Annotated in this window: 18 protein-coding genes and 1 tRNA gene; 4 read left to right on the top strand and 15 right to left on the bottom strand. The window is 64.9% G+C overall.

Translation table 11 applies throughout. The features are described from left to right. Position 1 precedes the first annotated feature (1 nt). From nuoK to ABIA73_RS07385, 15 genes are all read right to left on the bottom strand, one after another. On the bottom strand, positions 2 to 313 hold the full coding sequence (gene nuoK, locus ABIA73_RS07455; protein WP_032951897.1) for an NADH-quinone oxidoreductase subunit NuoK: 312 nt from the start codon (positions 311 to 313) through the stop codon (positions 2 to 4). Continuing rightward, complete coding sequence (locus ABIA73_RS07450; protein ID WP_025876216.1) at positions 310 to 969, bottom strand: NADH-quinone oxidoreductase subunit J; 660 nt, start codon at positions 967 to 969, stop codon at positions 310 to 312. The genes nuoK and ABIA73_RS07450 overlap by 4 nt, the downstream gene beginning before the upstream one ends. 9 nt (positions 970 to 978) lie before the next feature. Next, the gene (nuoI, locus tag ABIA73_RS07445; RefSeq protein WP_005417924.1) at positions 979 to 1,467 is read right to left on the bottom strand and encodes an NADH-quinone oxidoreductase subunit NuoI; all 489 of its coding nucleotides are present in this window, start codon (positions 1,465 to 1,467) and stop codon (positions 979 to 981) included. A 3-nt stretch (positions 1,468 to 1,470) separates the two neighbouring features. Beyond that, complete coding sequence (gene nuoH / locus ABIA73_RS07440; protein ID WP_025876209.1) at positions 1,471 to 2,565, bottom strand: NADH-quinone oxidoreductase subunit NuoH; 1,095 nt, start codon at positions 2,563 to 2,565, stop codon at positions 1,471 to 1,473. Further along, positions 2,562 to 4,796 carry an NADH-quinone oxidoreductase subunit NuoG gene (gene nuoG / locus ABIA73_RS07435; RefSeq protein WP_354275600.1) on the bottom strand — a complete coding sequence of 745 codons (2,235 nt, stop codon included), beginning with the start codon at positions 4,794 to 4,796 and terminating at the stop codon, positions 2,562 to 2,564. The genes nuoH and nuoG overlap by 4 nt, the downstream gene beginning before the upstream one ends. After that, entirely contained in the window at positions 4,793 to 6,133 is a 1,341-nt protein-coding gene (gene nuoF / locus ABIA73_RS07430; RefSeq protein WP_025876206.1) for an NADH-quinone oxidoreductase subunit NuoF, read from the bottom strand. The genes nuoG and nuoF overlap by 4 nt, the downstream gene beginning before the upstream one ends. A gap of 4 nt (positions 6,134 to 6,137) precedes the next feature. After that, on the bottom strand, positions 6,138 to 6,665 hold the full coding sequence (gene nuoE / locus ABIA73_RS07425) for an NADH-quinone oxidoreductase subunit NuoE (RefSeq protein WP_025876204.1): 528 nt from the start codon (positions 6,663 to 6,665) through the stop codon (positions 6,138 to 6,140). Between the two features lie 97 nt (positions 6,666 to 6,762). Continuing rightward, positions 6,763 to 8,070 (bottom strand): NADH-quinone oxidoreductase subunit D, encoded by a 1,308-nt coding sequence (locus ABIA73_RS07420; protein ID WP_025876202.1) that lies wholly within the window; start codon positions 8,068 to 8,070, stop codon positions 6,763 to 6,765. Then, on the bottom strand, positions 8,067 to 8,813 hold the full coding sequence (locus ABIA73_RS07415; protein ID WP_025876200.1) for an NADH-quinone oxidoreductase subunit C: 747 nt from the start codon (positions 8,811 to 8,813) through the stop codon (positions 8,067 to 8,069). The genes ABIA73_RS07420 and ABIA73_RS07415 overlap by 4 nt, the downstream gene beginning before the upstream one ends. 33 nt (positions 8,814 to 8,846) lie before the next feature. Beyond that, a complete protein-coding gene (locus ABIA73_RS07410) occupies positions 8,847 to 9,401 on the bottom strand; it encodes a NuoB/complex I 20 kDa subunit family protein (protein ID WP_025876198.1) in 555 nt (184 codons plus the stop codon). Continuing rightward, complete coding sequence (locus ABIA73_RS07405) at positions 9,392 to 9,748, bottom strand: NADH-quinone oxidoreductase subunit A (RefSeq protein WP_005414075.1); 357 nt, start codon at positions 9,746 to 9,748, stop codon at positions 9,392 to 9,394. Before ABIA73_RS07405 ends, ABIA73_RS07410 begins: the two co-directional genes overlap by 10 nt. A 112-nt stretch (positions 9,749 to 9,860) precedes the next feature. After that, positions 9,861 to 9,945 (bottom strand) — tRNA-Leu (locus ABIA73_RS07400). Between the two features lie 51 nt (positions 9,946 to 9,996). Continuing rightward, entirely contained in the window at positions 9,997 to 10,434 is a 438-nt protein-coding gene (secG, locus tag ABIA73_RS07395; protein ID WP_025876192.1) for a preprotein translocase subunit SecG, read from the bottom strand. A gap of 50 nt (positions 10,435 to 10,484) precedes the next feature. Then, on the bottom strand, positions 10,485 to 11,240 hold the full coding sequence (tpiA, locus tag ABIA73_RS07390) for a triose-phosphate isomerase (protein WP_025876190.1): 756 nt from the start codon (positions 11,238 to 11,240) through the stop codon (positions 10,485 to 10,487). Between the two features lie 848 nt (positions 11,241 to 12,088). Continuing rightward, positions 12,089 to 13,066: an isopenicillin N synthase family dioxygenase gene (locus ABIA73_RS07385; protein ID WP_049469229.1), complete on the bottom strand. Its 978-nt coding sequence runs from the start codon at positions 13,064 to 13,066 to the stop codon at positions 12,089 to 12,091. A gap of 151 nt (positions 13,067 to 13,217) precedes the next feature. On the opposite strand from ABIA73_RS07385, the gene ABIA73_RS07380 reads away from it, so the two are divergent. From ABIA73_RS07380 to galE, 4 genes are all read left to right on the top strand, one after another. After that, positions 13,218 to 15,101: a DUF3413 domain-containing protein gene (locus ABIA73_RS07380; protein WP_354275599.1), complete on the top strand. Its 1,884-nt coding sequence runs from the start codon at positions 13,218 to 13,220 to the stop codon at positions 15,099 to 15,101. A 19-nt stretch (positions 15,102 to 15,120) separates the two neighbouring features. Then, a complete protein-coding gene (locus ABIA73_RS07375) occupies positions 15,121 to 16,260 on the top strand; it encodes a glycosyltransferase family 4 protein (RefSeq protein ID WP_059064708.1) in 1,140 nt (379 codons plus the stop codon). Continuing rightward, positions 16,253 to 17,110 (top strand): polysaccharide deacetylase family protein, encoded by an 858-nt coding sequence (locus ABIA73_RS07370; protein ID WP_025876181.1) that lies wholly within the window; start codon positions 16,253 to 16,255, stop codon positions 17,108 to 17,110. Before ABIA73_RS07375 ends, ABIA73_RS07370 begins: the two co-directional genes overlap by 8 nt. 70 nt (positions 17,111 to 17,180) lie before the next feature. Continuing rightward, positions 17,181 to 18,188, top strand: coding sequence for a UDP-glucose 4-epimerase GalE (gene galE / locus ABIA73_RS07365; protein WP_025876180.1), 1,008 nt, complete (start codon positions 17,181 to 17,183; stop codon positions 18,186 to 18,188). Positions 18,189 to 18,232: the final 44 nt, after the last annotated feature.

The following is an 18,232-nucleotide window of genomic DNA, read 5'->3' as shown; positions in this document are numbered from 1 at the left end:
ATCAGCCCTTCAACGAATCGACTTCGCCGACATTGATCGTGCGGCGTGTACGGAACAGGGTCACCAGGATCGCCAGGCCGATGGCGGCCTCGGCAGCAGCCACGGTCAGGATGAAGAACACGAACAGCTGGCCGGCCGTGTCCCCCAGTTCCCGGGAGAACCCGACGAAATTGATGTTGACCGACAGCAGCATCAACTCGATGGACATCAGCAGGACGATGATGTTCTTTCGGTTGAGGAAGATGCCGGCGAGGCTGATGCAGAACAGCACCGCGCCCAGCGCCAGGATGTGGCCCAGAGTGATCGAGATCATGCCTTGGTCTCCTCGTCGCCCGCGGCCGGCGTGCTGTTGCTGTGGATCTGCGGCTGTTCGGCGTCCATCTTGACCATGCGCAGGCGGTCGTGTGCCTTGACCATGGTCTGCTGCGACGGGTTCTGCGTCTTCAGGCCTTCACGACGGCGCAGGGTCAGCATCACCGCGGCGACCACGGCCACGGTCAGGATGACGGCGGCGAACTCGAACGGCAGCAGGTACTCGGTGAACAGGCTGCGTGCCAGCCAGGTGACGTTGGAACTGTCGGCGGCGAGCGCGGCGGCGTTGTCGGCCGGGAACGGGTTGACCGTCCTGCCCTTCACGCCGATCAGGATCAGCATCTGCACCAGCATCGCCACGGCCACGATCAGGCCGACCGGCAGGTAGCGCACCCAGCCTTCACGCAGCTTGTCCGGATCGATGTCGAGCATCATCACCACGAACAGGAACAACACCATCACCGCACCCACGTAGACCAGCACCAGTGCCACGCCGAGGAACTCGGCGCCGACCAGCAGCCACACGCAGGCGATGGAGAAGAAGGTCAGCACCAGGCACAGGACAGCGTGCACGGGGTTGCGCACGCTGATCACCGCACCGGCCGAAACCGTTGCCGCGATGGCGAAGACCCAGAAAGCGATATTTACCCAATCCATCTCTCGACCTCAGCGGTAAGCGGCATCGGCGGCACGACGCTCGGCGATCTCGGATTCGAGACGGTCGCCCAGGGCCAGCAGCTGCGGCTTGGTAACGATGTTTTCGCCACGATTCTCGAAGTGGTACTCGAGGATGTGGGTCTCGACGATCGAGTCCACCGGGCAGCTTTCCTCACAGAAGCCGCAGAAGATGCACTTGAACAGATCGATGTCGTAGCGCGTGGTACGGCGGGTGCCGTCCTCGCGCTTGGCCGAATCGATGGTGATGGCCAATGCCGGGCACACCGCTTCGCACAGCTTGCAGGCGATGCAGCGCTCTTCACCGTTGGGATAACGGCGCAGGGCATGCAGGCCACGGAAGCGCGGCGACTGCGGGAACTTCTCCATCGGGTACATCATCGTGTACTTCGGCTTGAAGCTGTACTTCAGCGTCAGCCAGAGACCGGCCAGCAGTTCGAGCAGCAGCAGGCTCTTGAAGTAATGGGTAATCCTGTTCATCACTTAGACGCCCTTTTGAATCACGCCGAAGAACACCATGACGGCGGTAACCGCGATCCAGAAAATGGTCAGCGGGATGAAGACCTTCCAGCCCAGGCGCATGATCTGGTCATAGCGGAAGCGCGGGAAGCTTGCTCGGAACCAGATGTAGGCACTGGCGAAGAAGAAGACCTTGACGAACAGCCACGGCCAGCCGCCCTTCCAGATCCAGTCGATGAACGGCGAGATCTCGCCCGGGTTGACCCAGCCCTGGATCGGGCTCAGCCAGCCGCCGAGGAAGAAGATCGAGATCAGGAAGCTGATCAGGATCATGTTCGCGTATTCGGCCAGGAAGAACAGGGCGAACGCACCGCCGGAGTACTCGACCATGTGGCCGGCGACGATTTCCGACTCGCCTTCCACCACGTCGAACGGCGCGCGGTTGGTTTCGGCGACGCCGGACACCCAGTACACGACGAACAGCGGGAACAGCGGGATCAGGAACCAGTCGAAGAAGCCGGAGCTGCCGGCCTGGGCCATCACGATGTTGCTGAGATTGAGGCTGCCCGAAGCGATCATCACGCCGACCAGGGCAAAGCCCATCGCGATTTCGTAGCTGATCATCTGCGCCGAGGCGCGCATGGCACCCAGGAACGCGTACTTCGAGTTGGAGGCCCAACCGGCGAGGATGATGCCGTAGATGCCCAGCGAGGTCATCGCCAGCAGGTACAGCAGGCCGGCATTGGCGTTGGACAGCACCAGCTGATGGTCGAACGGCACCACCGACCACGCGGCGAAGGCCGGGGCCAGGGTGATCAGCGGCGCCAGCAGGAAGATCGCCTTGTTGGCGCTGCTGGGCTGCAGGACTTCCTTGAACAGCAGCTTGAAGACGTCGGCGAAGGCCTGGAAGATGCCCATGCCCACGTACATCGGGCCGTGGCGGACGTGCATCCAGCCGATCAGCTTGCGTTCCCAGACCACGTAGAAGGCCACCGAGACGATCACCGGAACGGTGATCACCAGGATCTTCAGGATGATCCAGATCAGCGCGCCGATGTCACCCAGGCCAAGCAGCCATTGGTGCAGCGGATCGACAGCGTTAATCAGCAATTCGTTCATGCAGCCACCACCGAAACACGAGCGGCACCCAGCGGCGCGGTTGCGCCGTGGCCCGATTCAATCCAGACCGAACCCGCAGCGACGCGGGCGTCGACCACCACCGGCAGGGTGGCCTTGCCGGCATCGGTGCCGACCTTGGCCATCTGCCCTTCCTGCAGCTGCAGGCGGGCGGCATCGTCAGCGTTGAGCACGATGCGCGGGGCGTTGTTGAGCGGATGCGACTGCAGCGCCGGGGCGCGACGGACCACCGCATCGGTGCGGTAGATCGCAGCGGTCGAGGCCACTTCCATGCCCTCGCCCGCCAGCACCGGCTGTGCCGAAGCGGACACCTGCACGTTCACCGGTGCCAGGCTGGCGCGCAGGCCGGCCAGGTCGATGAACTCGAAACCGGCCACGGCCAGCTCACCGCCGAGTGCACGCAGCACGCGCCAGCCCTCGCGGGCCTCGCCCGGCAGCTTGCCGCCGGCACGCGCCGACTGCTCGCGACCATCGAGGTTGGTCAGGGTGGCATCGATTTCCGGCAGCGCACCGATCGGCAGGATCACGTCGGCAACGTCGCGGGTCGAGGCGCAGGCGAACTGGCTGAAGGCCACCACCTGTGCGCCGACCAGCGCCTTGCGGGCGGCCGGAGCATCGGCGAAGTCCAGGCCCGGTTCCAGGCCGTAGACCACGTAGGCCTTGCGCGGATCGGCCAGCATCGCAGCGACGTCCTTGCCGGCCGGCAGTACGCCGGCGCGGGTCAGGCCGATCGCATTGGCGCCCTGCGGGATGCGGCACAGCTTGGCACCGGTGGCGGCGGCGAAATCACGCGCAGCGGCGCGGATCGCGGCAGCCTGCGGATGGTTCTCGGCGATGCCACCGACGATCAGCACCGTATTGGTACCGCCCTGCACCGCCGAACGCAGCTCGGCGTTGGCCAGCGCATCGACGAACTTCGACGGAGCCACGATCTGCTTGCCGGCAACGCTGAACGCGAAGTCGAAGTCGACCGGGTTGACCACGTGGATCTTCGCGCCGTTCTGGGTCTGCGCCTTGCGCAGGCGGGCGTGCAGCAACGGCAGCTCGTGGCGGATGTTGCTGCCGAGCACGACGATGCGGTCCGCGCCTTCGATCTCGGCCAGCGGCAGGCCGAACACTTCGGCAGTGGCGGCGTCGGAGAAGTCGCGGTTGTTGATGCGGTGGTCGATGTTGGCCGAACCCAGGCCGGTGGCCAGGCGGGCCAGCAGTGCGCCCTCTTCGTTCGACGTCGACGGGTGCACCAGCACGCCCAGGTTGTCGCCCTGGTTGGCCTTGAGGATCTCGGCGGCCGCGGCCAGGCCCTCAGCCCAGCTCACTTCCTTCCACTCGCCGTTGACCTTGCGCAGCGGCTTGACCGCACGGTCTTCGCTGTACAGGCCCTGGTGCGAATAACGGTCACGATCGGACAGCCAGCACTCGTTGACCGCCTCGTTGTCGCGCGGCACGGTACGCAGCACTTCGCCGCGACGCACGTGCAGGAACAGGTTCGAGCCCATCGCGTCGTGGTAGCCCAGCGATTCGCGCGCGGTCAGTTCCCACGGACGGGCGCGGAACTGGAACACCTTGTTGGTCAGCGCGCCGACCGGGCACACGTCGACGACGTTGCCCGAAAGCTCGGTGGTCAGCGGCTTGCCGTCGTAGGTGCCGATCTGCAGGTTTTCACCGCGGTACATGCCACCCAGTTCATAGGTACCGGCAACGTCGGCGGTGAAGCGCACGCAGCGGGTGCACTGGATGCAGCGGGTCATCTCGGTGGCGACCAGCGGGCCCATGTCCTCGTCGGCCACCACGCGCTTGCGCTCGTTGAAGCGGCTGACCGAACGGCCGTAGCCCAGCGACACGTCCTGCAGCTCGCACTCGCCGCCCTGATCGCAGATCGGGCAATCCAGCGGGTGGTTGATCAGCAGGAACTCCATCACCGAGCGCTGGAACTTCAGCGCCTTTTCACTGCGGGTGGCGACCTTCATGCCTTCCATCACCGGCGTGGCGCAGGCCGGTGCCGGCTTCGGCGACTTTTCCACATCCACCAGGCACATGCGGCAGTTGGCAGCGATCGGCAGCTTCTCGTGGTAGCAGAAGCGCGGAATCGAAATGCCCGCCTTGTCGGCGGCCTGGATGATCATCGAACCCTTGGGCACGACCAGCGACTTGCCATCGATCTCGATGGTGACGTGGTCCGGTGGCACGCTGGGATTTATGGGTTGCGCGCTCATGCAGCGGCTGCCTCCACCTTCTTGCCGTCAACCATCGAATGACCGTTGACGATGTAGTACTCGAATTCGTCCCAGAACTGGCGCAGGAAGCCCTGGATGGGCCATGCCGCCGCTTCGCCGAACGCACAGATGGTATGGCCTTCGATCTGGCCGGCCACGGTCTTCAACTGGTGCAGGTCTTCCATCGTGGCCTTGCCGGCGACGATGCGCTCCAGCACGCGGTGCATCCAGCCGGTACCTTCGCGGCACGGGGTGCACTGGCCACAGGATTCCTTGTGGAAGAACTGGCTGATGCGGCAGGCGAACTTGACGCAGCAGACGCTGTCATCCAGCACCACGACCGCACCGGAGCCCAGGCCGGAGCCCAGCGCACGGATGGTGTCGTAGTCCATCGGCAGGCCCTTCAGCTCGGCCGCGGTCAGCACCGGCATGGACACGCCGCCCGGGATCGCGCCCTTGAGCTTGCGACCCGGCTTGAGGCCGCCGGCCATTTCCAGCAGGTCGTCGAAGGTGGTGCCCAGCGGCACTTCGAAATTGCCGCCCTTCTGCACGCAGCCGGACACCGAGAAGCACTTCGGGCCGCCATTGGCGGTCAGGCTCAGGCCCTTGAACCACTCCGGACCATTGCGGATGATCGCCGGCACCGAACCGTAGGTTTCGGTGTTGTTGATCGTCGACGGCTTGCCATACAGGCCGAAATTGGCCGGGAACGGCGGCTTGTAGCGCGGCTGGCCCTTCTTGCCTTCCAGCGATTCCATCAGCGCGGTTTCTTCGCCGCAGATGTAAGCGCCGGCACCCAGGGCGCCGTAGATGTCGATATCCACGCCCGAGCCCAGCACGTTCTTGCCCAGCCAGCCGTTTGCATAGGCATCGGCCAGGGCCTGCTCGAAGTGCTCGAACGGCTCGTGGTGGAATTCACCGCGCAGGTAGTTGTAGCCCACGGTCGAACCGGTGGCGTAGCAGGCAATCGCCATGCCTTCGACCACCGAATGCGGGTTGTAGCGCAGGATGTCGCGATCCTTGCAGGTGCCCGGCTCGGATTCATCCGAGTTGCAGAGGATGTACTTCTGCACGTTGCCCTTGGGCATGAAGGACCACTTCAGGCCGGTCGGGAAACCGGCGCCGCCGCGGCCGCGCAGGCCCGAGGCCTTGACCATCTCGATGACCTGCTCCGGCGGGATCTTCTCTTCGAGGATCTTGCGCAGGGCAGCGTAGCCACCGGTCTTCAGATAGCTTTCGTACGACCACGGGGTGTCGTAATGCAGGGTGGTGTAGACCACCTGGTGCGGCAGCGGCGCGGGGCCGACCGGACCCTTGGATTCGTGGTGATGTGCCATGCCCTTACTCCAGCCCGTCCAGAAGCTCGTCGACCTTTTCCAGGGTCAGACGCTCATGGTAGTGACCATTGATGACCATCATCGGTGCACCCGCGCAGCCGGCCAGGCACTCTTCCTCGCGCTTGAGGTAGACGCGGCCGTCAGCGGTCGACTGACCGTTCTTGATGCCCAGCTTCTTCTCGCAATGGCGCACGATGTCTTCGGCGCCATTGAGCCAGCAGCTGATGTTCGTGCAGATGGCCACGTTGTTGCGGCCCACCTTCTCGGTCTCGAACATCGAGTAGAAGCTGGCAACCTCGTAGGCCCACACCGGCGGCAGGTCCAGGTACTTGGCCACGCCGGCGATCAGCTCGTCGGTCAGCCAGCCCTGGTTCTGCTCCTGGGCAGCATGCAGACCCTGCAGCACGGCAGAGCGCTTGCGGTCCGGCGGGAACTTGGACAGCCAGTGATCGATGTGAGCGCGGGTTTTGTCGCTCAACACCACCATCGGGTCGACGTCGCGCGCCGCCTCGAAATTACCTGTCGCCTTCATCGGCCGACCTCAGCGAAATGCATAACGTGAAATTGCAGAAACTGCGGCGCCGGCTTGCGCCGGCTGCCTGCAGCGGGCGTTGGCGTGGCGGACGGCATTACCGGTCAACCTCGCCGAACACCAGATCGTAGGTACCGATCATCGCCACCACGTCGGCCAGCATGTGGCCGCGCACGATCGAATCGATCGAGGACAGGTGGGCAAAGCCCGGCGCACGAAGGTGTACGCGGAACGGCTTGTTGGCGCCGTCGGAAACCAGGTAGCAGCCGAATTCGCCCTTGGGCGCTTCAACCGCGGCGTAGGTCTCGCCGGCCGGCACGCAATAGCCTTCACTGAACAGCTTGAAGTGATGGATCAGCGCTTCCATGTCGTCCTTCATGTCCTCGCGCTTGGGCGGAGCGACCTTGAAGTTCTTGACCATGACCGGGCCGGGGTTGGCCTTCAGCCATGCCACGCACTGCTTGATGATGCGGTTGGACTCGCGCATTTCGGCAACGCGGCACAGGTAGCGATCGTAGCAATCGCCTTCCTTGCCCAGCGGGATGTCGAAATCGACGGCATCGTACTTCGCATAGGGGCGCTTCTTGCGCAGATCCCAGGCGACGCCCGAGCCACGCAGCATCACGCCGGTCATGCCCCACTGGTGGGCCAGCTCCGGGGTGACCACGCCGATGCCGACGGTACGCTGCTTCCAGATACGGTTGTCGGTCAGCAGGGTCTCGTATTCGTCGACACGACCCGGGAACTCATTGGTGAAGTTCTCCAGGAAGTCCAGCAGCGAACCTTCGCGCGAGGCATTGAGGTTCTTCAGGGCCTTGCCCTTGTGCCAGCGCGATTCCTTGTACTTCGGCATGTGGTCCGGCAGGTCGCGGTAGACACCGCCCGGACGGTAGTACGCCGCGTGCATGCGCGCGCCGGAGACCGCTTCGTAGCAGTCCATCAGCTCTTCGCGCTCGCGGAAGGCGTACAGCATCACCGCCATCGCACCCAGGTCGAGCGCGTTGGAACCCAGCCACATCAAGTGGTTCAGGATGCGGGTGATCTCGTCGAACATCGTGCGGATGTACTGCGCGCGCTCCGGCGCCTCGATGCCCATCAGGGTCTCGATCGAGCGCACGTAGGCGTGCTCGTTGCACATCATCGACACGTAATCCAGGCGATCCATGTAGCCGATCGACTGGTTGAAGGGCTTGGATTCGGCCAGCTTCTCGGTGCCCCGGTGCAGCAGACCCACGTGCGGGTCGGCACGCATGATGGTCTCGCCGTCCATCTCCAGGATCAGGCGCAGCACACCGTGCGCGGCCGGATGCTGCGGGCCGAAGTTCATGGTGTAGTTGCGGATTTCCTGCCGGCTTTCGGCAGCGTTGCTGGCGAATGCTTCGCCGGCCTGGTGTACGTGACTCACTTCACTGCCTCCTGCGAGCGCTCGCCGGCAGCGGTCTGCAGGCGGGCGTCGTCGCGGATCACGCGCGGCACGCCGACGCGCGGCTCCACCGAGGTGACCGGTTCGTAGATGACACGCTTCTTTTCTTCGTCGTAGCGGACTTCGACGTTGCCGATCAGCGGGAAGTCCTTGCGGAACGGATGGCCGACGAAACCGTAGTCGGTCAGGATCCGGCGCAGGTCCGGGTGACCTTCGAAGATCACGCCATACAGATCGAACGCCTCGCGCTCGAACCAGTTCAGGCCCGGCCAGATGCTGGTCAGCGAGGACACCACCGGCAGCGCTTCGTCAGGCGCGAAGCAGCGCAGGTGCATCATCAGGTTGTGCTGGTACGAACGCAGCTGTGCGACCACGGCGAAGCGCTGGGTCGGCATGTGCTGCGGACGGGCACCGTCGGCGCTCTCTTCGCTGGGGAATTCGCCCCAGGCGAAGCGGCCCTGGGCCTTGCCCTCGACACCGCGGCTGAAGCCCTGCGAGGACACGTCGGCGGTGTCCCACTCATCGGAGCCATAACCGAGGTAATCGACGCCGCAGAGGTCCACGGCCTGCTCGAAACCAAACTCGTCACGCAGCGCGAGGGCGGTGGCGTGCCACTCAGCGGCAGGCACTTCCAGCGTCACTTCGCCGCGGGGTTCGACCACGATGACCTTCGCACCAGCGAAACGTGCGGAGAGTCGGTCGATGAAGGATGCTTGCTCTGCCATGGGGGCTTGGCGCGCTCTTGTCAGGTGAAGGGGTCAGCGGGCGATGGTCTGTGTACGCCAGATCTTCTTCTGCAGCTGCAGGATCCCGTACACCAGCGCCTCGGCGGTCGGCGGGCAGCCCGGGACGTAGACGTCCACCGGCACCACGCGATCACAGCCGCGCACCACAGAATAGGAATAGTGGTAGTAACCACCGCCATTGGCGCAGCTGCCCATGGAGATCACCCACTTGGGGTCGGGCATCTGGTCATAGACCTTGCGCAGCGCCGGGGCCATCTTGTTGACCAGGGTGCCGGCGACGATCATCACGTCGGACTGGCGCGGCGACGGGCGGAACACCACACCGTAGCGGTCAAGGTCCAGGCGCGCCGCACCTGCGTGCATCATTTCGACCGCACAGCAGGCCAGACCGAAGGTCATGGGCCACATCGAGCCGGTGCGTGCCCAGTTCAGCAGCGCATCGACGCTGGTGGTGACAAAGCCCTTTTCCAGCAGCGGGTTGTCGCCTTCCGGCCGCAGGATGTCGTCAACCCGCCCTTCCGGGACAGGATTGGTCATCAGGCCATCGAGAGTCTGAATCACTCCCATTCCAGCGCTCCCTTCTTCCAGACATAGATGAAACCGAGGAACAGCATGCCGACGAACAGACCCATGGTGACGAGCGAACGCGCGCCAAGCTCCATGAAGACCTGCGTCCACGGCACGATGAAGATGATTTCCAGGTCGAAGACGATGAACTGGATCGCGATCAGGTAGTAGCGCACGTCGAACTTCATACGCGCGTCTTCGAAGGCTTCGAAGCCGCACTCGTACGGCGACAGCTTTTCCAGATCGGGGCGGCGGGGACCGAGGAATCGACCAACCAGCATCAGCGTAATGCCGATACCGGTGGCAACGATCAGAAACAGCAGAGACGGCAAATATTCGGCCAGCACAGCGATTCTCTCTTGCCTCTGCCGCTGCGCCTGCAGGCGCTTTGGCATGGGGGAGTGGACGGGAAGCTGCCTGGCGCCTTGCGCGCCAGACCAACCCGCTTTACTTACTAAATGGTGCCCAAGAGGGGACTCGAACCCCTACGACCTAAGTCGCTACCACCTCAAGGTAGTGCGTCTACCAATTCCGCCACCTGGGCAAACGATCACATCAGACTATCTTCCCGATGCGCCGCGTATTGTAACCGGCTTCAGTCTTTCTGGGAGCCTTCCGAAGGCTTTTCTTCACCAGAAACCGAAGATTCCGCCTGAGCCGGCACAGTTGCGGCCGGAACCGGGGCGGCCGGGACCGCATCGGCCTTCGGAACGGCCGGCAATTCGCCCGCCGGAGCGGCCGGAGCGCTGGCCGCCGGGGCGGACATCAGACCCAGATCCTGATCGGCGGCCGGGCGGTTGCCATGGCCGGCGTACCAGGCCATGAAGAGGCTGATGCCGAAGAACACCACGGCCAGCCACTTGGTCGACTTGGACAGGAAGTTGGACGCGCCACGCGCACCGAACACGGTCCCCGAGGCGCCAGCGCCAAAGCCCGAACCTGCCGCCGCACCCGAGCCACGCTGCATCAGGATCAGCGCGACCATGGCTACGGCAACCAGCACGTAGACGACATTGAGGATCAACATCAGCATTGGAAATCCGCCCTCGGACTAGAGTGCCGGCGGCTAGCCGGCAACCGTAACTAATTGTTTGCCGCCGCCTCTGCGATGGCCAGGAAGTCGGCGGCCACCAGGGAGGCACCACCAACCAGCCCACCATCGACATCCGGCTGCGCGAACAGTTCCCCGGCATTGTCGGGCTTCACGCTACCGCCGTAAACAATGGGCAGTGAATCAGCAATTCTAGCATCGATGCGCGCGACTTCGCCACGAATGAACGCGTGCACCTGCTGCGCCTGCTCCTTGGTTGCGGTGCGGCCGGTTCCGATCGCCCAGACCGGCTCGTAGGCGACCACGGCATTGGCGAAGCCTGCGGCCCCGACAAGCTCGAGCACCGGGGCCAGCTGGCTGGCGATGACCGCCTCGGTCTGCCCGGCCTCGCGCTGCTCAAGGGTTTCACCGACGCAGAGTACCGGCACCAGGCCGGCATGCAGGGCGGCGGCGAACTTGCGCGCGACCAGTTCGCTGCTCTCGTTGTGGTACTGGCGGCGCTCGGAGTGGCCGACCAGACCATAGCGGGCACCCACCTCATGCAGCATGGCCGCACAGACCTCACCGGTGTAAGCGCCCTTCTCGTTGCTGCTGACGTCCTGTGCACCAAAGGCCAGGCCGGTCTCGCCGAAGTCTTCGACCAGCTCACCCAGATAGGGCATCGGCGGCAGGATGACCACCTCCACCCCGCTCTTGGGCAGCCCGGCAGCGACCTGCCCCAGCAGTTCGGTGGCGAATTGACGGCTGCCGTGCAGCTTCCAGTTTCCAGCGACGATCTTGCGGCGCATGAGCGGGTGGCTCCTGTGTGAACTCAGCCGCCCATGATACCTGCTGCGGCAAAAAACCGTTTCCGTGTAAGCGGTTACATGGATTTTCAGCCAACGGCGCAGCCCCTCGTGGCGGGTTTAGGTTGGTCGCGGAGAGCCCCGGGTGGATTTGCGGGGTTGGCCGGGCGGGTGGGACTGCGCAGGGGTCGCTGCAAGTACGTCCCTGTAAGCTCGGTCGCCGCATCCATGCGGCTCACGCCCCTGCGCAGCCCCACCCACCCGGCCCCCTGACACATTCCGGCGGTTCCGCCCGCCACGGAAAGAAAAAAGAAGAGCAAAGGCAAAGGCAGCATCCCGGGCGGCCGCCGGGATCTGACCCCCAAAAGCGAAAGCAGAGCTTCAACCCCTTCCTGCTTCGAGACCTGACAGATCTCATCCACGCATGGCGTGGATAAATGGATAGATCGTGTCGACCAAGGTCGACACCTACCAACAGCCGCGGGAAATTGTCGGGGGCGGGGCGGTGTGGGTTGGCAGGACCGTTGGCGCCATGGACCCGAGGCATGCCTCGGGCGGGTTGGGCAGGACGCCCAACCCCGGTCTTGCCGTGTGCGCAGGACAGCGCACACGAGCAAGGCGCCATCGAGCCCCCAGGGATGGGTTTACGGCGTGTCCTGCCAGCCCACACCGCCCCGCCCAACCCACAGAAACCCAGAGCCGCTTTGGCTTTGGCTTTGGCTTTGGCTTTGGCCTTGGCTTTGGCCTCTGCGGGTGCAGGGTGCAACCCTGCCGAAACCCCTCCGCCGCGCTCGCCGGGCATGGCCCGGCGCTAGCCGTAACAAGAAGGCCGCCTTTCGGCGGCCTTTTTGTTACTTCAGCTTGATCTCGCGCAGGCGCTCTTCGAGGAAGCCGTGCGCGGTGATCGGTTCCGGGTACCGGCTCGGGTTCTCCTCAGTGATGCACGAAGGCAGCACGTCGATCAGGAAATCCGGGTTCGGGTGCAGGAAGAACGGCACCGAATAGCGCGGCTGACGGGCCAGCTCACCCGGGGGATTGACCACCCGGTGGATGGTCGACGGATACACGTGGTTGGTCAGGCGCTGCAGCATGTCGCCGATGTTGACCACGATGGTGTCCGCGTCCGAGGTGAACGGCACCCAGTCCCCGTCATGCGACTGCACTTCCAGGCCTGCCGCGCTGGCACCGACCAGCAGCGTGATGAAGTTGATGTCGCCATGCGCACCAGCGCGCACGTTGGGAATGTCGTCGGTGGTGATCGGCGGGTAGTGGATCGGGCGCAGGATCGAATTGCCGAAATTGGTCTTGTCGGCGAAGAAGTGCTCCGGCAGGCCGATGTGCAGGGCCAGGGCCGAAAGCACGCGCGAACCCAGGTTGTCCAACGCCTGGTAGAGGCCGTAACCACGCTCGCGGAAGCCCTCGACCTCGGACGGCCACAGGTTCGGCGCCATCACGTCCCGGTACTTGGAGTCGTCGGCGATCTCGCGGCCGATGTGCCAGAACTCCTTCAGGTCGAAGTGCTTGGAGCCCTTGGCGGTCTCCACACCGAACGGGGTATAGCCGCGGGCGCCGCCGCTGCCAGCCACGTGGTACTTCCGCTTCGTCTCATCCGGCAGTGCGAAGAAGGCCTTGAAGACGTCGTAGGCCGCATCGATGTCGGCCTGCGGAATGCCGTGGTTGCGGATGCCGGCAAACCCCCATTGGCGATATGCCGCCCCCAGCTCGGCCACGAAGGCGTCGCGGTCACTGTCGAAACGGGTGATGTCGAGGGTGGGGATCTGGCTCACAGCGGTTCCTGGCTTGTCGTTGAGTCGGTACGGGCCCGCCATGCAATGGCGACCGATCTGAACATTGTGACAGATAGATCGGAACACGCCACCGACACGCTGAAACAAACCGATACAATGCGCCACCCGCGCGCGGCTTAACGACTTCGTCACGCCGGGAATCGCCCCGTTGCCCACCTGAACCCGCCCCGCCATGGATGCCGCCCTGCCCGACGCCACCGCCGCTGTTATTTCCGGCCCTGCCCGACGCTGGCGCCGGCTGGCCTGGTGGTCCTTGTTCGTGGCCGCCAACGCCGTACTGGCCGCGCTCATCGCGCTGGGCAACGTGCCGCTACGCGATAACCCCGGCGGCACGCTCGGCCTGGCTTATCTGGCGTTCGCCCTGCCTGGCCACCTGCTCGCGTTCGGTGCCTTGGCTGGCCTGCTGCCGCTGGCCATCGGCCTGTGGCCGCGCAGCGCGCGCGCATTGAGCGTCTCGGCGGTGATCTGCCAGGGCCTGTGGCTGTGCCTGCTGCTGGTGGATGCCAAGGTCTTCGCGCTGTATCGCTTCCACCTCAACGCGATGGTTGCCAACATGGTGTTCGGCGGCGCCCTGCAGGATCAGGTCAGCCTGTCCTGGAAGACCTGGCTGCAGGCGGCGGCTCTGGTATCGGCGATTTTCGCCGCGCAGGGCCTGCTGGCCTGGGCGTGCTGGAAGCTGCTGCCCGCAGCGCCACGGCGGCGGCGGGTACTGCAGGCCTGGGCGGTGGTTGCCCTGCTGATGGGCGGCGGCCAGGTCGCCACTGCCTACTACGACGCGCTCGGCGAACGCGCAGTGATCAGCCAATGGAACTACCTGCCATGGGCGCAGCCGATCACCGCCAAGAGCGCGATGCGCCGCTTCGGCGTGGTCAGCCAGCACCAGGTCGGCCTGCCCGATCCGCGCCATGCCCAGCTCAACTATCCGTTGCAGCCCCTGCGCTGCCAGAGCCACCAGCGGCCGAACGTGCTGATGGTGGTACTGGAGTCGTTGCGCCATGACGTGCTCACCCCGCAGTTCATGCCCAACGTGTCGCAACTGGCCCGGTCCTCGCGGGTGTACGAACATCATTTCAGCACCGGCAACGCCACCCGTTATGGTCTGTTCGGGCTGCTGTACGGCCTGCCGGGTGGCTACTGGCCCAGCATGCTCGACGAGCAGCGCGGCTCGCAGTTGTTCAAGGTGCTGGGACAGCAGGGCTATGACCTGCATCTGTATGGCAGCGCGCCGCTGTACAGCCCGGAGTTCGATCGCACAGCGTTCGCCGATGTCCGCGACCAGTTGCACCAGGGGCCGTCCGAACTGACCTCCGACGGCCGTGATGCCGCCATCGTCGCTGGACTGCAGAAGGACATCCGCGCCAGCCAGGCTGCGCAGCGCCCGTGGTTTGGTTTCGTGTTCCTCGATTCCACCCACGCGCCCTACCACATGCCGGTCGGCTATCCGCCGCTCGCTACGCCGATGGCCGATGCCATCGATTTTCTCAAGTTCGGCCCCGAGCACGATCCAACGCCGGAATTGAACCGTTATCACACCGCGGTGCATTACGCCGACAGCCTGATTGGATCGCTGCTGGATGACCTGCGTGCACAGGGACTGGACCAGGACACGATCGTGCTGGTGACCGGTGACCACGCCGAGGAATTCAACGACCTCAAACTCAACTACTGGGGCCACAACGGCAACTTCTCCAACCACCAGCTGCAGGTTCCCTTCGTGCTGCATTGGCCCGGCCAGGGTGGCGGCCGCGACGCGCGGGTCAGTTCGCATGAAGACTGGGTGCCGACGCTGATGCGCCACGGCCTGGGCTGCGAGAACGCATTGACCGACTACAGCACCGGCCACGACCTGCTGGCTGCACCGACCGGCAAGCGAGCTCTGGTGGTGGAAAGCTGGTCGCAGCGTGCGGTGCGCAATGGCGAGGCGATCTACGTGTTCGACAAATTCGGCAACGCCACCGCGCTCGATGCGCGCTACCGCCCCCTGCCGCAACAGACCCCCGACGCCGCCAGCATCCGCGCGGCATGGGAAGCGCTGACGCGCTTCCGCAACCGCTGAATCCAAGGACCGATCCACCATGAACCGTCCGCTGCGTATCCTGCATACCGAAGCCGCCAAAGGCATGGGTGGGCAGGAGATCTACATTTTCCGCCACATGCAGGTGATGCGCGCGCGCGGCCATGACGTCGCCCTGCTGTGCCAGCCGGACGCGCGCCTGGCAAAGCGCGCGCGCGATGATGGCTTCACCGTGCATACGCTGCGCATGGGCGGCCTGGCCCGGCTGCTGCGCGGCATCTGGTCGGTGTCACGGCTGGTCCGCCGCGAGCGCTACGACGTGGTCAACACCACCAGCCGTCGCGATGCATTGATTGCCGCCGCGGGCGCACGCCTGGGCGGCACACCGCTGGTAGTGCGCTCGCGCCACCTGATGAGCCCGGTGAATTCGCTGCTGACCTACACCGGCCTGCCGCACCGGGTCATCACGGTAAGCAATTTCGTCAAGCAACTGCTGGCCGACCGTGGCATTCCCGCCGATCACATCGGCATCGTGCCGCCGATGGCGGTTGCGCCAACCGACACCACGCATGAGCCCTCCTGGCAGGCGTTGCAGGAGGCGCGCGCACGCGTGCGCGCCGAGCTCGGATTCGACGAACAGGACATCGTAGTGGGCTGCGTGGCCGTGCTGCGCGAACCCAAGGGCCACGCCGAACTGCTGCAGGCCATGGTGCCGCTGTGCAAGGCCAATCCCCGCCTGCATCTGGTGGTGGTCGGCGATGGCCAGGCAGTGATGCAGCGCCTGCAGGCCACCTGCGCCGAGCACGACCTGCAGCACCAGGTCCATCTGCTGGGCTTCCGCAGCGATGCCAGCCAGCTGATGCCAGGCTTTGACATCTTCGCCCTGGCCACACACAAGGAAGCATCGGGCACGGTGTTCCTGGAAGCGGCCCAGGCCGGCCTGCCGATCGTGTCGCATCGGGTCGGCGGCGTGCCTGAAATGCTGGTGGAAGGCAGCAATGCCATCCTCACCCGGCTTGGCGACAATGCTGCCCTCACCGGCGCGTTGCGGCTGCTGGTGGACGATCCCGAGCGTCGCCGGCAGATGGGACGTTCCGGCTGGGACTGGATCCGCAGCGCCAAGCGTTTCAGCCCCGAGGGCCACGCTGAAGCCACCGAACACTATTACCACCAATGGATGAAGGAGCTGGGTCATGGCTAATGCCAGAACCGTACCGGTGCTGATGCATCACCACGTCAGCAACTCGCCCGGCATGATCACGGTGTCGCCGGAGAATTTCGAAAGCCAGATCGCCTGGCTGGCGCGCACCGGCTGGACCTCGTTGACGCTGGACCAGTACGCCGGCTTCCTGGCCGGCAAGCCGGTGCCGCGCAAATCGATCGTGATCACCTTCGATGATGGCTACCTGGACAACTGGGTCTACGCCCATCCGATCCTGCAGAAGTACGGCATGCACGCGGTGGTGTTCGTGGTGACCGGCTGGATGCACGAGGGGCCGATGCGCCCGCATGCCGGCATCGCCGGCGCCACGCTGCCGGAAACGCCCGAACATCGCGCCTGCGAAGACCTGATCTACAAGCAGGGCCGCAGTGACGAGGTGATGATGCGCTGGAGCGAAGCACGTGCGGCCATCGAGGCGGGCACGTTCGAGATCCATTGCCATACCCACACCCACACCCGCTGGCTGCGCCGCCAGGACCTGGATCGCGCCCAGCGCCGCGCCGGCATCAGTGGCGACCTGTCGATGGCAAAGGAAGTGCTGCTGGAGAAGCTGGGCGAAGTGTCGGACACACTGTGCTGGCCGTACGGCGATTTCGACCAGGACTATATCGAAGTGGCGCGTGAGCAGGGTTTCCGCTACCTGCATACCACCCATCCGTTCGGCCGCAACGTGGTCGGCGGCGATCCCGAGCGCATCTACCGCTTCGCCATCCGCAACCGGCCGGCAAGCTGGCTGCGCAAGCGCATCGCGTGGAGCTACAACCCGCTGATCGCCCCCCTGTTCAACGGCTTCAAGGCGCGGCAGAAGAAGATGGTGCCGGGGCCGTGATGGCGCTGCCAGCACTGGGCTGGCACAGCTTCGGCAAGGAAGCTCCAACAGAGTGGAAGGACTACAGGAAATGAACGTTCTGGTTACCGGCGGCGCTGGATTCATCGGCTCCCACACGTGCGTGGAACTGCAGCAGCAGGGCCATGCGGTGGTCGTCGTCGATTCACTGTGCAACAGCGACGCCGGGGTGATCGGCCGGATCGGCGACATCACCGGCATCGCGCCGCTGTTCGTACAGGCCGACGTGCGTGACCGTGCGCGGATCACCGCGGTGCTGCGCGAGCATTCGATCGATGCGGTACTGCATTTTGCCGCGCTGAAATCGGTTGGCGAATCGCGGCAGATGCCGTTGGACTACTTCGACAACAACATCAGCGGCACCCTCGCCCTGCTCGGCGCCATGCGCGACGCCGGCGTGGGCACGTTCGTGTTCAGCTCGTCGGCAACCGTGTACGGCGACCAGGACCATTGCCCGGTGGCCGAAACGGCCTCGACCTGCGCGATGACGCCCTATGGCCGTTCGAAGCTGGTGGTGGAGCAGCTGCTGTCCGACCTGGTCGGCGCCGATACGTCGCTGCATGTGGCAACGCTGCGCTACTTCAACCCGGTGGGGGCGCATTCAAGCGCGCTGATCGGCGAGCTGCCGCACGGAACGCCCAGCAACCTGATGCCCTACATCGCCCAGGTGGCCGCCGGCCTGCTGCCCGAAGTGCAGGTATTCGGCGATGACTATCCGACCTGTGACGGCACCGGCGTACGCGACTACATCCATGTGCAGGACGTGGCGCGGGCCCATGTGCTGGCGCTGCAGTACCTGCGCGACAAGCGCCGCAGCATCACCCTGAACCTGGGCACCGGCCAGGGCCACAGCGTGCTGGAACTGATCAAGGCCTTCGAGCAGACCGTCGGCCGGCCGATTCCGTTCCGGATCACCGGTCGCCGTACTGGCGACATCGCGGTGAGTTTTGCCGACCCGTCCCTGGCCCTGCGCGAGCTGGGCTGGACCGCGCGCCATGGCCTGGCGGACATGTGCCGCGACACCTGGAAATGGCAGACGGAGATGACGCGCAGCGCCTGATGCCTTGCTTGCGGCAGACAGCAACATGGCCGCACAAGCGGCCA

This window comes from Stenotrophomonas sp. 2694 (assembly GCF_040548715.1).
GTDB lineage: Bacteria > Pseudomonadota > Gammaproteobacteria > Xanthomonadales > Xanthomonadaceae > Stenotrophomonas > Stenotrophomonas indicatrix.
The sequence above is the reverse complement of the archived record's forward strand: the minus strand, read 5'-3'. Positions and strand labels throughout refer to the sequence as shown.

What these genes read in the sequence shown, in the direction of transcription:
- nuoK (WP_032951897.1), bottom strand. Translation starts at nt 313, where the DNA reads ATGATCTCGATCACTCTGGGCCACATCCTGGCGCTGGGCGCGGTGCTG.
- ABIA73_RS07450 (WP_025876216.1), bottom strand. Translation starts at nt 969, where the DNA reads ATGGATTGGGTAAATATCGCTTTCTGGGTCTTCGCCATCGCGGCAACG.
- nuoI (WP_005417924.1), bottom strand. Translation starts at nt 1,467, where the DNA reads ATGAACAGGATTACCCATTACTTCAAGAGCCTGCTGCTGCTCGAACTG.
- nuoH (WP_025876209.1), bottom strand. Translation starts at nt 2,565, where the DNA reads ATGAACGAATTGCTGATTAACGCTGTCGATCCGCTGCACCAATGGCTG.
- nuoG (WP_354275600.1), bottom strand. Translation starts at nt 4,796, where the DNA reads ATGAGCGCGCAACCCATAAATCCCAGCGTGCCACCGGACCACGTCACC.
- nuoF (WP_025876206.1), bottom strand. Translation starts at nt 6,133, where the DNA reads ATGGCACATCACCACGAATCCAAGGGTCCGGTCGGCCCCGCGCCGCTG.
- nuoE (WP_025876204.1), bottom strand. Translation starts at nt 6,665, where the DNA reads ATGAAGGCGACAGGTAATTTCGAGGCGGCGCGCGACGTCGACCCGATG.
- ABIA73_RS07415 (WP_025876200.1), bottom strand. Translation starts at nt 8,813, where the DNA reads ATGGCAGAGCAAGCATCCTTCATCGACCGACTCTCCGCACGTTTCGCT.
- ABIA73_RS07410 (WP_025876198.1), bottom strand. Translation starts at nt 9,401, where the DNA reads ATGGGAGTGATTCAGACTCTCGATGGCCTGATGACCAATCCTGTCCCG.
- secG (WP_025876192.1), bottom strand. Translation starts at nt 10,434, where the DNA reads ATGCTGATGTTGATCCTCAATGTCGTCTACGTGCTGGTTGCCGTAGCC.
- tpiA (WP_025876190.1), bottom strand. Translation starts at nt 11,240, where the DNA reads ATGCGCCGCAAGATCGTCGCTGGAAACTGGAAGCTGCACGGCAGCCGT.
- ABIA73_RS07385 (WP_049469229.1), bottom strand. Translation starts at nt 13,066, where the DNA reads ATGGCGGGCCCGTACCGACTCAACGACAAGCCAGGAACCGCTGTGAGC.
- ABIA73_RS07380 (WP_354275599.1), top strand. Translation starts at nt 13,218, where the DNA reads ATGGATGCCGCCCTGCCCGACGCCACCGCCGCTGTTATTTCCGGCCCT.
- ABIA73_RS07375 (WP_059064708.1), top strand. Translation starts at nt 15,121, where the DNA reads ATGAACCGTCCGCTGCGTATCCTGCATACCGAAGCCGCCAAAGGCATG.
- ABIA73_RS07370 (WP_025876181.1), top strand. Translation starts at nt 16,253, where the DNA reads ATGGCTAATGCCAGAACCGTACCGGTGCTGATGCATCACCACGTCAGC.
- galE (WP_025876180.1), top strand. Translation starts at nt 17,181, where the DNA reads ATGAACGTTCTGGTTACCGGCGGCGCTGGATTCATCGGCTCCCACACG.